The organism is Sphingopyxis sp. C-1, from assembly GCF_001047015.1.
GTDB lineage: Bacteria > Pseudomonadota > Alphaproteobacteria > Sphingomonadales > Sphingomonadaceae > Sphingopyxis.
The window spans coordinates 1189434-1202663 of record NZ_BBRO01000001.1 but is presented as its reverse complement, the minus strand read 5'-3'; the positions used below and the strand labels follow the sequence as shown (position 1 = coordinate 1202663).

The 13230-nt window shown below is 63.9% G+C and carries 14 protein-coding genes; 5 read left to right on the top strand and 9 right to left on the bottom strand.

Going from position 1 to position 13230, the window contains the following annotated elements; translation table 11 throughout:
• Positions 1–273 precede the first annotated feature (273 nt).
• The 3 genes from SC1_RS05485 to SC1_RS05475 are packed head-to-tail and all read right to left on the bottom strand — an operon-like array spanning position 274 to position 2815.
• Positions 274–1437, bottom strand: coding sequence for a GldG family protein (locus SC1_RS05485; protein WP_238586584.1), 1164 nt, complete (start codon positions 1435–1437; stop codon positions 274–276).
• Positions 1434–1829, bottom strand: a complete 396-nt coding sequence (locus SC1_RS05480; protein WP_062178626.1) for a hypothetical protein — start codon at positions 1827–1829, stop codon at positions 1434–1436. The genes SC1_RS05485 and SC1_RS05480 overlap by 4 nt, the downstream gene beginning before the upstream one ends.
• Positions 1826–2815: a cysteine synthase A gene (locus SC1_RS05475; protein ID WP_062183631.1), complete on the bottom strand. Its 990-nt coding sequence runs from the start codon at positions 2813–2815 to the stop codon at positions 1826–1828. The genes SC1_RS05480 and SC1_RS05475 overlap by 4 nt, the downstream gene beginning before the upstream one ends.
• A 192-nt stretch (positions 2816–3007) precedes the next feature.
• Between SC1_RS05475 and SC1_RS05470 the strand changes: the two genes are divergently transcribed.
• The gene (locus SC1_RS05470; protein WP_062178623.1) at positions 3008–5134 is read left to right on the top strand and encodes a TonB-dependent receptor; all 2127 of its coding nucleotides are present in this window, start codon (positions 3008–3010) and stop codon (positions 5132–5134) included.
• Between the two features lie 42 nt (positions 5135–5176).
• Here the strand turns inward: SC1_RS05470 and SC1_RS05465 are convergent, their stop codons facing one another.
• From SC1_RS05465 to SC1_RS05445, 5 genes are all read right to left on the bottom strand, one after another.
• Positions 5177–5716, bottom strand: a complete 540-nt coding sequence (locus tag SC1_RS05465; protein ID WP_152682304.1) for a hypothetical protein — start codon at positions 5714–5716, stop codon at positions 5177–5179.
• 34 nt (positions 5717–5750) lie between these two features.
• Positions 5751–6491 carry a 3-oxoacyl-[acyl-carrier-protein] reductase gene (fabG, locus tag SC1_RS05460; RefSeq protein WP_062178617.1) on the bottom strand — a complete coding sequence of 247 codons (741 nt, stop codon included), beginning with the start codon at positions 6489–6491 and terminating at the stop codon, positions 5751–5753.
• A gap of 1 nt (position 6492) precedes the next feature.
• Positions 6493–6924, bottom strand: a complete 432-nt coding sequence (locus SC1_RS05455) for a GxxExxY protein (protein ID WP_062178614.1) — start codon at positions 6922–6924, stop codon at positions 6493–6495.
• 71 nt (positions 6925–6995) lie between these two features.
• Positions 6996–7934: an ACP S-malonyltransferase gene (gene fabD, locus SC1_RS05450; RefSeq protein ID WP_062178611.1), complete on the bottom strand. Its 939-nt coding sequence runs from the start codon at positions 7932–7934 to the stop codon at positions 6996–6998.
• A 45-nt stretch (positions 7935–7979) separates the two neighbouring features.
• Positions 7980–8807 carry an LD-carboxypeptidase gene (locus SC1_RS05445; RefSeq protein WP_062178608.1) on the bottom strand — a complete coding sequence of 276 codons (828 nt, stop codon included), beginning with the start codon at positions 8805–8807 and terminating at the stop codon, positions 7980–7982.
• 153 nt (positions 8808–8960) lie between these two features.
• Here SC1_RS05445 and SC1_RS05440 point away from each other — a divergent pair, with 153 nt between their 5' ends.
• The 4 genes from SC1_RS05440 to rplI all read left to right on the top strand — a co-directional run bounded on the left by SC1_RS05440 (position 8961) and on the right by rplI (position 11753).
• Positions 8961–10349: a Mur ligase family protein gene (locus tag SC1_RS05440; protein ID WP_062178605.1), complete on the top strand. Its 1389-nt coding sequence runs from the start codon at positions 8961–8963 to the stop codon at positions 10347–10349.
• Between the two features lie 159 nt (positions 10350–10508).
• A complete protein-coding gene (gene rpsF, locus SC1_RS05435; RefSeq protein WP_037517585.1) occupies positions 10509–10874 on the top strand; it encodes a 30S ribosomal protein S6 in 366 nt (121 codons plus the stop codon).
• An 11-nt stretch (positions 10875–10885) separates the two neighbouring features.
• Entirely contained in the window at positions 10886–11110 is a 225-nt protein-coding gene (gene rpsR / locus SC1_RS05430) for a 30S ribosomal protein S18 (RefSeq protein ID WP_037517582.1), read from the top strand.
• A gap of 13 nt (positions 11111–11123) precedes the next feature.
• Positions 11124–11753: a 50S ribosomal protein L9 gene (gene rplI, locus SC1_RS05425; protein ID WP_062178602.1), complete on the top strand. Its 630-nt coding sequence runs from the start codon at positions 11124–11126 to the stop codon at positions 11751–11753.
• 483 nt (positions 11754–12236) lie between these two features.
• Here the strand turns inward: rplI and folE are convergent, their stop codons facing one another.
• Positions 12237–12839 carry a GTP cyclohydrolase I FolE gene (folE, locus tag SC1_RS05420; RefSeq protein WP_062178599.1) on the bottom strand — a complete coding sequence of 201 codons (603 nt, stop codon included), beginning with the start codon at positions 12837–12839 and terminating at the stop codon, positions 12237–12239.
• Between the last annotated feature and the right edge of the window lie 391 nt (positions 12840–13230).

Here is a 13230-nt window from a genome sequence, read left to right as displayed (position 1 = left end):
CTGCCCCCCGTATTCGCGCCACCGGGCAAAACTTCCCCGTCTCCGAAATCACGCGATTTCAGCTGGTTCGGCACGGGTGGAGAATGCCCCTCTCCGATTGCTTGAGTACCAACTATAGATCGGGGTGAAAAGGGGTAATTTAGGGTGAAATAGGGAATCTAAGCCCTATTCGCCGCAAAAAGCGCTCCAAATTGGGTAAATACCGGTGCCACGGCGCGCGAAGGCACCGGGCATGTTGTTTCGATACGGGTGAAAAGGGGCGAAAACCCCGACTCAATCGGGGCGGCTGCGAATCCAGAGCGGATGCAATGCGGCACGTCCGGCGCCCGGCCAAAGGCGGGCCGAAAGCCATTCCATCGTGTCGGCTTGCCGCAGATGGTCGGCGCCCGGCACAAGCGGCTGCCATAGCGGCGCAAACAGCAGGTCGGCATCGCCCACCAGCCATATCTCGCCCCGCCCTATCCGGCAGCGCGCGGCGCGGCGATCGGCAAAGGCGCGGCAAGTTCCGGGCAGACGCTCCAGCCGCCCCGCGCTGAACAAGCGAAGCCGAGCCCCCTCGACATCAGCAGCCAGCGCCCTGCCCCCGTGCTCGGGGGCAGCACCCAGAGTCACGCCCCAATGGTCCAGCAGCGGCGTGAGCAGGCTCGTTACCGGCGGATTGCGCGGATCGCCGAGCGGGTGGCGCGCCGGCCAGCCCGACAGCGCATCGGCGAGCACGACTGCGTGTCCGCCGCCGCGCACGAACGCATCGATCGCGACCAACTCCCGCGGTGCCAGTGCGCGCGTGTGGGCTATGAGAAGCGTTCCGCTTGGTGGCGGGACATGGTCGGCGATACTGTCGACCAGCAAGAGTGGTCCGGTCGCGGTCAGCCGTGCGAGCGCCGGATCGTCATTTGCGCCTTCGGCGATCATCGCGGCGATGTCGCCGCCGCCTGACCATCGCAGCGGCAGGCCAGTGAGCATGGTGACGGCCGGCGCCCCCGCCGCTGCCGGTGTCGGGCGATAGAGCGCGGCCAGCAACATATGCCCTGCCCCGAACCAAGCGGCCGCGAGCAACAGTGCCGCAGCCCATGGCAAGAGCCGGAATCGCGGGCGCCAGCGAACGAGCGCGTCGGCGATCAGAGCCGCGAGTCCACCCGCCAGGATCACGAGAAGGAGCTGCCACGGGCCGGAAGACCCGGCGAGGGTCAAGCCAAGCAACGCTTGCCCGGCGACCAGAAACAACAGCGAGAGGAACAGCGTCTGCAGCCGGTCCCGGGTGGGCTTGCCGCGCTCGCTCCAGGCGAGAAGCATCATCGGCGGCGCAAGCAACGGAACGGCAAGCGCGGGGTCGATACGGCCGAGCGCCGACTGCCCGCCCGCAACCCACGTCAGCGCGGTGATCGCGATGGCGGCGACAAGGGCGCGCAGCATCGAGCCGCGCGAGACCGCCGTCACTGTTTCGACTGGCGCGCGCGCTGGAGGGCGGGGTCGGGTTCTAGGTCGGGGACGGTCGACGGCGGCGCCGCCTGCGGCACCTTTACCGGCGTAGCGGCATTTTCGTCCTTCGACGAAGGCTGAACCGCCTGAACCCCCAGTTCCTCGAGCGGAGCGCCGCTGGTCTTCTGTTCATCGCCAGGCATCTTAACTTCGGCGGTGGCGGTCACATCGTCCCCTGCGCGCTCGCGCGCTCGTTCGCCGATCAGCCCGGCCATTCCCACGAGCAGCAATACCGTGAGCACGCCCGCTATGCCGATCTGCAAGCGGCGTACCGTATCGTTGATCGGCGCGGGCGGCGGCGGCACGGGTTGCGGCTTGGGCGTCGACGGGATTTCGATGCGGACGCTCATGCCGCAGCCTCCTGTGGTGTCTCCAGTCCTTTGCTCGCCAGCCATTCGGGGTTGTAGAGCGTCGAGAGATAGCGAAACCCGCTGTCACACAGCATGGTTGCAATGCGCTTCCCCGGCCCGAGGTGCCGCGCGAGCGCCATCGCCCCAGCGACGTTGATCCCCGATGAGAGGCCGAGGCACAGCCCCTCTTCGTCGAGCAGTTGGCGGACCACCGCGAGCCCCTCGGCATCCGAGATGCGGAACTGCGTGTCGATCGGCGCACCGTCGAGGTTTGCGGTGATGCGGTTCTGGCCGATCCCCTCGGCAACGCTGCTGCCTTCGGCCTTCAACTCGCCGCACTGGTAATAATTATAGAGCCCCGCACCATGCGGGTCGGTGAGTGCGATGACGATGTCGGCACTCTTCGCCTTTAGGCCCAGCCCGGTGCCCGCGATCGTGCCGCCGGTCCCCGCCGCGCAGGTAAAGCCGTCGATACGCCCGTCCATCTGCTCCCAGATTTCCTCGGCGGTACCGAAGATGTGCGATTTGCGGTTGGCGATATTGTCGAACTGGTTCGCCCAGATCGCATTGTCGGTCTCCTCGGCGATGCGGCGCGAGGTGTGGACGAAATGGCCGGGGTTGGCGAAAGGCGCGGGCGGGACAAGCACAAGTTCGGCGCCGAGTGCGCGAATCGTCGCCATCTTCTCGGCACTCTGGTTATCAGGCATGACGATGATCGTCTTGTAGCCGAGCGCATTGCCCACCAGCGCGAGGCCGATACCGGTGTTGCCCGCCGTCCCCTCGACGATCGTGCCGCCGGGTTTCAGGCTGCCGTTCGCCTCTGCATCACGGACGATATAGAGCGCGGCGCGGTCCTTCACCGACCCGCCGGGATTGGCATATTCGCACTTGCCCCAGATTTCGCAGCCGGTGGCTTCGCTCGGCCCTTTGAGCAGCACCAGCGGAGTGTTGCCGATGAGGTCGAGGCTGTTTGCAGCAATAGTCATGCACATGATCTAGGGCGCCGCCCGCGGCCTCGCAAGACAGCTTCGCTTGCCCCGCCAATCTTCGGGCTTTGTCGACCAACGGGCAATGAGGTCCGACGAACGACAGTCCCGGCGAACCTCAGGGGTTGCGATTGTAACAGTATATCATTACTGCCGCGCCGACAGGTCGCCATAAAACAGGACTCTCCCCTTATGCGTTTGCTTTGCTCTGCCGGTTTCACTTTTGCCATGTTCCTCGCCGCTCCGGCTTTTGCGCAGGACCGCGCCGCCACGGGCAGCGAGGACGATGTGCACGCAGGCGGGCCGATCGTCGTCACCGCACCCTATGTCCGCAGCCTGGACATCCTTGGCAATGTATCGGTGCTTGAGGGCGACGAGCTGGCGCGCGACATTCGCGGGCAGATCGGCGACACGCTCACGCGCCAGCCGGGTGTATCGGCGACCAGCTTTTCCCCCGGCGCATCGCGTCCCGTCCTTCGCGGTTTTTCGGGCGAGCGCGTACGCGTGCTGACCGACGGCATCGGGTCGATCGACGCCTCGAACACATCCGCCGACCACGCGGTCACCATCGACCCGCTGACCGTCGAACGCATCGAAATCCTGCGCGGCCCCGCGGTGCTGCTGTTCGGCAGCCAGGCGATCGGCGGCGCGGTGAATATGTTCGACCGCCGGATTCCCCGGAAAGTCCCCGCCGACCATGTCCATATCGACGCGATCGGTGGCTATGCGACCGCGGCGAACGACCGCAACATCGGCAGCTCGATCGACGTCGCGCTGAGCCCGCAGATCGTCGCGCACCTCGACGGTAGCTGGCGCAAGACGGGCGACACGCGCAGCGGCGGCTTTGTCTATGCACCCAACATCCGCGGCGACCTGCTCCATCTTGCCGAGCATGAAACCGAAGAGGGGCACCTCGACGAAGCGGCCGAATTGACCGCGCAGGCGGGCAAGCGCGGCAAGATCGACAATACGCAAAGCGAGACCTGGACCGCAGGCGGCGGGATTTCGCTGATCAACGACGGCGGACAGCTCGGCATTTCGGTCGGCTATTTCGACACCAACTATGGCGTCCCCGACCGTCCCGACACCGCGCACGACCATGGCGGCGAGGAAGGTGAAGGCGGTCATGATCATGGCGAAGGCCCCGTTACCATCGGCATGAAGCAATGGCGCGCGGACCTGCGCGGCGAGGTGGAACTGGGCGACGGCTTTTTCGACAAGCTGCGCATCCGTGCCGGCTTTGCCGATTACAAGCACACCGAGTTCGAGGGCGACGAGGTGGGCACCGTCTTTACCAACCAGGGCGTCGAAGGCCGGATCGAACTGGCGCAGAACGACCGTGGCGGCTGGCGCGGCGCGAGCGGCGTGCAGTATAGCCACCGCGATTTCGACGCGATCGGTGCCGAGGCATTCGTACCGCGCAACCTGACCGATCAGTTCGCGCTTTTCACGCTGCAGGAATATACGATGGGCCCGCTCGGCCTGGAAGCCGCGGCGCGCTACGAAAAGACCAATGTGCGCGCGCAGACGCTTGGCTTTGACCGCAGCTTCGACAGCTTCTCGGGCGCGCTCGGCGCGACCTATGATCTGTTCGAGGGCGCGAAGTTCGGCATCTCCGTGTCGCGCGCGGTCCGTGCGCCGTCGGCCGAGGAATTGCTGTCGAACGGCCCGCATATCGCGACGCAGAGCTTCGAGCTGGGCGATCCGAATTTGAAGCGCGAATCCAACTGGGGTGCCGAGGCATCTTTCAAGATCAAGACCGACGCCTTCAACCTCAGCCTGACCGGCTATTCGAACTGGTTCGACAATTTCATCTATTCGGCGGCGACCGGCGCGGAAGAGGATGAGCTTCCCGTCTTCCAATATTTCCAGCGCGACGCGCGCGTCTATGGCTTCGAAGCCGAGGCGAGTGCCCGGCTGGCGCAAATCGGCGGGTTCAACATCGTCGGCGACGTCACCGCCGACATGACCCGAGCGAAGATCAAGAATGCCGGGCTCGACCGCAATGTGCCGCGCATCCCGCCGCTGCGCATCCTCAGCGGGCTCGAAGCGCAGGGCGAACGCGTCGATGCGCGCGTGGAAGTCGAATGGACCGACGACCAGACGCGCACCGCGCAGTTCGAGACGCCGACCGACGGCTTCACGCTGGTCAACGCCTCGCTGAGCTGGCGCCCGCTGCCCGACACGAAAAATCTGACGCTGAGCCTGTCGGCGAACAATATCTTCGACGTCGAAGCGCGCCGTCACGCCAGCTTTACCAAGGATTATGTGCCGCTGGCCGGACGCGATTTCCGTCTGACGGCGCGGGCGAGCTTCTAAGAAATTCGTCGCCCCCGCCATTGCGGGGGCGACGGATCTTAATCAGAAGGCGAGCTGCTTGCGCTTGTTCCAGTAGATTGAGGTCGCAGCGGCATAGGCGCCCACCTTTTCCCAGACTGCACCGTCGATCTTTTCGATATCGACGCCCGCATCGATATAGGCCTGGACGATCTTCATGATCTGCTCCTCGGTCATATCGCCCGACAGATCGGGGTTCGCGCCATTGGGACCGAAATCGAGCGCCTTGTCGACGGTCACGTTCGACAGCCCCAGCGCCGCGATATCGCCGATCAGCCATTCGCGCGAAATGCGCGCAAGGCTGTAGTCGAAATAGGTCGGCTTTTGTTCATCCGTGATGCCGTGACGCGTCACGCAATCGTCGGTGACAGCGCCAAGCTGCTTGAACAACGCCTCGCGCGATGCCGCGTCGCCGCCGCCGGCCATTGCGGAACCGATCGAACTTTTGGTGCCGGCCGGAATCGACGTGACGACGCAATCGAACTTCTCGCCCTCCTGCGCCAGGGCCACGCCCGGCAACACGGCCAATGCAAGCATCGCGCTTGCCATCAAACCCTTCGACATCGGCGAATCCTTCATACGCAAGAGAGATCGACCCTCAGGACAGCATGGCCATCCCGCCGTTCACATGCAACGTCTGCCCGGTGACGTAGCCCGCCTCTTTCGACGCGAGATAGACGACCGCTGCGGCGATATCGCTCCCCTCGCCCATCCGGCCGGCGGGGATACGCTGGTTCAGCGCCTCCTTCTGCGCATCGGGCAGATCGGCGGTCATCGCCGTGGCGATAAAGCCGGGCGCGACGCAATTCGCGGTGACGCCGCGGCTCGCGAGTTCCTGTGCCAGCGCCTTGGTCATGCCGGTGACGCCTGCTTTCGAAGCGGCATAATTGGCCTGCCCCGGATTGCCGGTCGCGCCGACGACGCTGGTAATCGAAATGATGCGGCCGAAGCGCGCCTTCATCATCGGCTTCGCGGCAGCACGCGCCAGGCGGAAATTGGCCTCGAGATTGATGCGAATGACGTCCATCCACTCGTCGTCCTTCATGCGCATGATCAGGTTGTCGCGCGTCACACCGGCATTATTGACGAGGATGTCGAGCTGGCCGAGCGCATCGACCGCCGACGGGACGAGCGCGTCGACCGCAGCCGCATCGCCGAGATTGCAGGGCAATGCGATATGATCGCCGCCGAGCGTATCGCGAAAGGCATTGAGCTTGTCGGCGTTGGAACCCGACACCGCGAGCCGAGCCCCCTGCGCGGCAAGCGCCTGCGCGACGGCCGAACCGATGCCGCCCGAGGCGCCGGTGACAAGGGCGGTCATGCCGGTGAGATCGAACATTTTATTCTCCTGATGATTGCCGGTTCACGCGGAGACGCGGAGACGCGGAGGGTTTATGATCGTTGACGATGCGACGCACACCTTCCTTGAGTGTAGCGCCGCCAAAATTGATAAGGAGACCAACAGACTGGCCAGTAAGACGAAGATAGGTCAGCAACTGTTTGCCATGCGCCGGGTTCAGCCGTTCAACCGATTTAATCTCCACCAGCAAACGGTTGTCGACGAGCAAATCAATACGAAAAGCAGCATCGAAGCGAGAGCCTTCGAAATATATATCGATCGGCATTTGCCGATCGACGCGATAGCCCAGCGCCACCAGTTTTCCGGCAAGAACGGTTTCATAGACGCTTTCCAATAGCCCCGGCCCCAGTTCCCGATGCAAGCGAAGGGACAAGTCGAGCACATCGCCGCTCACCACGTCTATGTCCCGCACAATCCCTCCGCGCCTCCGCGTCTCCGCGTGAACTTCTTTCGTCGCTACCTCTGCGCCTCTGCGCGAATCTTCTAAAGCGTTTTCAACAGCGCTTCGATGTCGTCCATTGAAATCACGCTCATCGTCTCGACTTCGCCCGATGCGCTGCGCTTGACCATCGGTGAGAGGACTTTGCCGCCGAATTCGACGAAGTGCGTCACACCGATATCCTCCATCGACGCGACGCTTTCGCGCCAACGGACGCGGCCGGTCACCTGCTGGACGAGGAGGTCGCGGATCGTGTCAGGGTCGCTCACAGGGCTCGCGGTGACATTGGCGACGACCGGGATGAGCGGCGCGACGGGCGGGTTGGCGCCCAGGGCCTCGGCCATCGCGTCGGCAGCGGGCTGCATCAGCGGGCAGTGGAAGGGCGCCGAGACGGGCAGCAGCACGCCGCGCTTGATTCCATAATCCTTGACCAGCGCGACCGCGCGTTCGACGGCGCCCTTGTGGCCCGAGATCACGACTTGCGACGGGTCATTGTCGTTGGCGACGGTGCACACTTCGCCCTCTGCCGCTGCGTCGGCGAGCTTCTGTGCCGTCTCGATATCAGCCCCGAGCAGCGCCGCCATCGCGCCGACGCCGACGGGCACCGCTGCCTGCATCGCCTGCCCGCGCGTCTTCAAAAGCCGCGCAGTGGTCGCGAGGTCGAACGCGCCGGCGGCGCAAAGCGCGCTATATTCGCCGAGGCTGTGGCCCGCGACATAGTCGGCCTTGGCTGACAGCGTCACGCCACCTTCCTTTTCGAGCACGCGCAACGTGGCAATTGCGTTGGCCATGATCGCCGGCTGGGCGTTTTCGGTGAGGGTGAGCTGGTCCTCGGGACCTTCGCTCATCAACTGGAACAGCTTCTGGCCGAGCGCGTCATCGACCTCCTGAAACACTTCGCGCGCGACTGGCGACGCTTCGGAAAGCGCCTTGCCCATGCCGACCGCCTGGCTGCCCTGACCCGGAAAAATAAATGCACGCATGATGCGTCCCTTCGCATGTTCTTGAATGGGCTCGCGCCTATTCCTTCACCCCGCGCGATGCAAGCCGAAGGGCACGACCTTGTTCGCCGCGTCGTGGCCGATGTCCGCCCGGCCGAGCCACGAGATCCCGGTGCGCGCGCACCAGCCCTGCGCGATCTCCTCGGCCTCCATGCCGAACGGGCGGTCGTTTTCAGGGACGTCGCTGACACGCCCCAACCGCAACCCGGCAAGCCCGCGCGGGCCCAGATAGCTCGCGATATGGAAGAAGGCGCGGTCGAAGGCGTAGAGATATTCGCTGACTTCTTCGACGAGCAGGACATGCCCGGAAAGGTCAGGTTCGAGCGGGGTGCCGAGCAGCATCGACAGCGTCATCAGGTTGAACGCCGCGTGCCGCGCGCCGTGCTGGAGGCCGGGCTCGCACGCAGCCGGGTCACGCGCAACGAGCCAATCGAGAGCGCGCAGCACCGCGGCATCGCCCCCGTCGCGGCGGATATCGGCGACCATAGGACCGTGCGCGACATGGTCGAAGCCGTCCCGATACAGCGCGCCGAGCAGATTGCCCTGATCCGAATAGCCGAGGAATGCCTTGCCGCGCGCGACATCGGTCATCGCCGCGACCGCATCCTCGGCGATGCGGCATGCGCCATAGCCCCCGCGCGCAAACCAGACCGCGTCGATATCGGGCCGGTTCGCCATCTCGACCAACGCGGCGAAGCGGTGGCCGTCCTCGCCCGCAAAATGGCCGTGGGTGGCAAAGCATTGCGGGTCGAAGACGAGTTCGACGTCGGGGTAACCAAGGCTTGCCAGCGCGCGCACCGCCTCGGCATCGTCGGGCAGGATCGGGGTGGATGGGGCAACAATTCCGATGCGCATGGAGCGACCTATAAATCCGTTCGTGTCGAGCGAAGTCGAGACACCCATCGTCGACGCACAAGGTCGAGGGGTATCTCGACTTCGCTCGATGCGAACGGGAAAGAGTATGCCGCTCTGGTTGCAAACCCTTCGTCAAAGCCATATCGCGCCGCGATGGCCGAAAACAAATCCTATTTCTTCTGCGGCATCGGCGGGTCGGGAATGCTGCCGCTGGCGATGATAGTCGCAGCGCGCGGCGCGGCGGTCTCGGGATCGGACCGCAGCCGCGATCAGGGCCGGACGCCCCAGAAATTCACTTGGCTCGAAAGCCAGGGCATCGCCTTTTATCCGCAGGACGGCAGCGGGCCACGCGCGGGACAAATTCTGGTCGCGTCGGCGGCGATCGAGGATAGCGTTCCCGATATCGCCGCCGCCAATGCGCTCGGCCTTGCGCGGATGACGCGCGCCGACCTCAACGCCGCGCTGTTCAACGACGCCGACACCGCGATCGGTGTCGGCGGGACGAGCGGCAAATCGACCGTCACCGGGATGATCGGCTGGATCCTCGAAAATACGGGTCGCAAGCCGACGGTCATGAACGGGGCCGTGATGCGCAATTTCTCGGGCGACGACCGCCCCTTTGCCAGCGCACTCGTGGGCGAAGCCGCCATTTACGTCAGCGAGGTCGATGAAAGCGACGGTTCGATCGCGCTCTATCGCCCCGACGTCGCGGTCGTCACCAACATCAGCCTCGATCACAAGAGCCTTGAAGAGTTGCACCGTTTGTTCGGCGATTTTGCCGCAAAGGCGCGCGTCGCGGTGGTCAATGCCGACGACCCCGAATCCGCGCCCCTCATCGGCGGCGACAATGTCCTGAGCTTTGGCTTCAGCGACGCTGCAACAGTGCGCGGCGGCGATTTCGAGGCATTGCCCGACGGGTGCCGCTTTTCGGCGAATGTCGACGGTTACCCGTATAAGGTCCATCTTCGCATGCCGGGGCGCCACAATGCCGCCAACGCCCTGGCCGCGATCGCCGCGGCACGCGCGGCCGATATCCCGGTTGCCGAGGCCGTCAACGCACTGGCGAGCTTCGCGGGCCTCGCGCGGCGATACGAGGTCCTCGGACAAGCAAGCGGCGTCACCGTCATCGACGATTTCGCGCACAATCCCGACAAGGTGGCCGCGACGCTGGCGGCGGTCGCCGAGCTGCCGGGCCGCGCCTTGCTCTTCTTCCAGCCGCATGGCTATGGCCCGCTGCGCCAGATGGGCAAGGAACTCGCCGCAAGTTTCGCCGCGGGAATGCGCCCCGACGACAGGCTGTTCGTGTGCGACCCCGTCTATTTCGGCGGCACCGTCGACCGCAGCATCGGCAGCGAGGCGCTGGTCGCGGACATCGTCGCGGGAGGGGCCGACGCGGTGCATATGACGACCCGTGCGGCTTGCGGGGCGGCGATGCTGGATGAAGCGAAGGCGGGCGACCGTATCCTGATCCTTGGCGCGCGCGATGATACGCTTACGGAATTCGGCCGCGAACTGCTGGAAAAGCTGGCCATCCGCGCTTGATTTCTCCCCGCGAATCTGTATAGGCGCGCTCATTCGGGGCGAGGCCACGTTGCCATCGCCCCGTTTGCTTTGCACTTATTCGCAGAGCGAGACGACAGCCGGAGGGGTTTCGCGATTGGCGCGAAATCAGCGATCGGCCAAATCGAAGGAAGCGCGACCATGCCGTTTTACGAGCATGTCTTTATCGCGCGTCAGGACCTGAGCCAGGCTCAGGTCGACGCGCTGGCGGAAACCGTCACCAACGTCATTGGCGAGTATAAGGGCACGGTCCACAAGACCGAGACCTGGGGCCTCAAGCAGCTCGCTTACAAGATCCAGAAGAACCGCAAGGGTCACTATGTGATGCTGTCGGCCGAAGTGTCGGGCGAAGCGATCGCAGAGATCGAGCGTCAGGCTGCGATCAACGAAGATATCATCCGCTGGCTCACCATCAAGGTCGACGAACTCGAAAAGGGTCCGTCGGTGATGATGCGCAAGCAGGAACGCCGCGGCGGCCGTGGCCGTGACCGCGACGGCGAAGAATAAGGAACAGTAGCATGGCACGACCCTTTTTCCGCCGCCGCAAGACCTGCCCCTTCAGCCAGAAGGACGCACCGGTCATCGATTATAAGGACGTCCGTCTGCTCCAGGGTTACCTGTCGGAGCGTGGCAAGATCGTCCCGTCGCGGATCACCGCGGTGTCCACCAAGAAGCAGCGTGAGCTGGCAAAAGCGATCAAGCGCTCGCGCCACATCGGCCTGCTCCCCTACATTGTGAAGTAAGGAGGGCGGACCGATGGAAATCATCCTGCTCGAACGCATCGAGAAACTGGGCGGTATCGGCGACGTCGTCACCGTCAAGAACGGCTTTGCCCGTAACTACCTGTTGCCGAACAACAAGGCGCTTCGTGCAAACGACGCCAACCGCAAGCTGTTCGAAGCCAATCGTTCGAAGATCGAGGCCGACAACGCCGAGCGTCGCACCGACGCCGAAGGTCGCGCCAAGGACATCGACGGCAAGCAGATCGTCCTGATCCGTCAGGCATCGAACACCGGCCAGCTTTACGGTTCGGTTTCGGTTCGCGACATCGTCGACGCGCTGATCGAAGACGGCGTCGAGGGCGTTACCAAGTCGATGGTCGAACTCGAGCGTCCGATCAAGTCGCTCGGCTTGGTCGACGTCAAGGTCAAGCTGCACCCCGAAGTCGCCCTGACCGTCGGCGTCAACGTCGCGCGTTCGCCGGACGAAGCCGAAATGCAGAAGCAGGGCATCGACGTCATCGCGGCGATGTTCGAGGAAGAACAGGCCGAAGCCGTCGCTTCGGCGCTGGAACCCGACAGCGAAGACGAATTCGAAGACGTGGGCGCCGCTCCTTCGGAACTCGCTGCCGAAGCTCCGGCTGCAGACGAGGAAGAAGAGGCCTAAGCCCCTTCGATCTCGCACGAGACAGAAAAGGCTCCGGAACCCAGCGTTCCGGAGCCTTTTTCTTTTGGTTTGATCCGACGTCTGTTTTGGGGTGGTGAGCGGGCGTTTGCTACTAGGTTGTACCCCGGCGAAGGCCGGGGCCCAGGGCTTTAGAAAGCCGAGTTATGCGGATTGCCGCCCTGGACCCCGGCCTTCGCCGGGGAACTCATTACCCGCGTTAGTGTCCGGTCGTTTCTTCGCTCTCGTCATCCCGGGTTTGACCCGGGATCCCGCTTTTTGACGGCACCGGCACGCTTCACGAAATAGCGGGACCCCGGATCAAGTCCGGGGTGACGATATGGAGAGTCCGCACTCGGTCGTTAGCCGATGACTTCGTCATTCCCGCGAAAGCGGGAACCCAGCGAGGCGGCGTTGTCATTGGGTTCCCGTTTTCGCGGGAATGACGAAATGTGGGGATGGCAACTTCCGGCCGAAAGCCCCTTCTCAATAACCCATCAAACTCAGCACTTCCTTGCGGCTGCTCTGGTCGTTGAGGAAGCAGCCGAGCAGGCGGCTCGTTACCATGCCTACGCCCGGGGTGCGTACGCCGCGCCCCGTCATACAGCCGTGCTGCGCATCGATGACCACCGCGACGCCTTGCGGTTGGAGATTATCCCAAATGCACTTAGCGACCTCGGCCGTCAGACGTTCCTGCACCTGCAGCCGCCGCGCATAACCGTTGAGCACGCGCGCAAGCTTGGAAATGCCAACGACGCGGTCGCGCGGCAGATAGGCGATCGACGCCTTGCCGGTGATCGGCGCCATATGATGTTCGCAGTGCGACTGGAACGGGATGTCGCGCAGCAGCACGATCTCGTCATAGCCGCCCACTTCCTGGAACGTGCGCGACAGATGGGTCGACGGATCCTCGTTATAGCCCTGGCAATATTCCTTCCACGCGCGCGCAACGCGGCGCGGCGTATCGAGCAGCCCCTCGCGCTCCGGATCGTCGCCCGCCCACTCGATCAGCGTGCGCACGGCCTCTGCGACATGGTCGGGGACAACCACCTTGCCGTCGGGTCCCAATTCGGTCTTGCTGTCGCTCATCGCCGCGCTTTCACTGTTGCCATCATGTCGCACATTTCGGCTCCCAAGAGCCGATAAGCAAGGCCCGGACAAGAAGAATTTATGCCAGCCGTGCAAGTTTACGTTGCGGAATCTTGGCTTTTTACCTGTTCGAAGAGGCGCGGTTTCGCGTCCTTTTTTGGGCCAAACAAGTTACTTGACGCTTTCGTCAACTCGGCGCACCTTTGTGCCCATACAGAACTCGCTCAAGCGGGTCGTATTCCGGAGAGGCCGGCGTTTTCCCCGACGCCGGCGGGAGAGGACGATGACCAGCACAGCTGGCAGGTGGGATTTACAAGGGCACATGGCCGCTTTGGCCCGGTGCCCTTTGCCATGTCTGGTCGTTTCCCCTCCCCTTACAACAATTTGACGT

What these genes read in the sequence shown, in the direction of transcription:
- SC1_RS05480 (WP_062178626.1), bottom strand. Translation starts at nt 1,829, where the DNA reads ATGAGCGTCCGCATCGAAATCCCGTCGACGCCCAAGCCGCAACCCGTG.
- SC1_RS05475 (WP_062183631.1), bottom strand. Translation starts at nt 2,815, where the DNA reads ATGACTATTGCTGCAAACAGCCTCGACCTCATCGGCAACACTCCGCTG.
- SC1_RS05470 (WP_062178623.1), top strand. Translation starts at nt 3,008, where the DNA reads ATGCGTTTGCTTTGCTCTGCCGGTTTCACTTTTGCCATGTTCCTCGCC.
- SC1_RS05465 (WP_152682304.1), bottom strand. Translation starts at nt 5,716, where the DNA reads ATGTCGAAGGGTTTGATGGCAAGCGCGATGCTTGCATTGGCCGTGTTG.
- fabG (WP_062178617.1), bottom strand. Translation starts at nt 6,491, where the DNA reads ATGTTCGATCTCACCGGCATGACCGCCCTTGTCACCGGCGCCTCGGGC.
- fabD (WP_062178611.1), bottom strand. Translation starts at nt 7,934, where the DNA reads ATGCGTGCATTTATTTTTCCGGGTCAGGGCAGCCAGGCGGTCGGCATG.
- SC1_RS05445 (WP_062178608.1), bottom strand. Translation starts at nt 8,807, where the DNA reads ATGCGCATCGGAATTGTTGCCCCATCCACCCCGATCCTGCCCGACGAT.
- SC1_RS05440 (WP_062178605.1), top strand. Translation starts at nt 8,961, where the DNA reads ATGGCCGAAAACAAATCCTATTTCTTCTGCGGCATCGGCGGGTCGGGA.
- rpsF (WP_037517585.1), top strand. Translation starts at nt 10,509, where the DNA reads ATGCCGTTTTACGAGCATGTCTTTATCGCGCGTCAGGACCTGAGCCAG.
- rpsR (WP_037517582.1), top strand. Translation starts at nt 10,886, where the DNA reads ATGGCACGACCCTTTTTCCGCCGCCGCAAGACCTGCCCCTTCAGCCAG.
- rplI (WP_062178602.1), top strand. Translation starts at nt 11,124, where the DNA reads ATGGAAATCATCCTGCTCGAACGCATCGAGAAACTGGGCGGTATCGGC.
- folE (WP_062178599.1), bottom strand. Translation starts at nt 12,839, where the DNA reads ATGAGCGACAGCAAGACCGAATTGGGACCCGACGGCAAGGTGGTTGTC.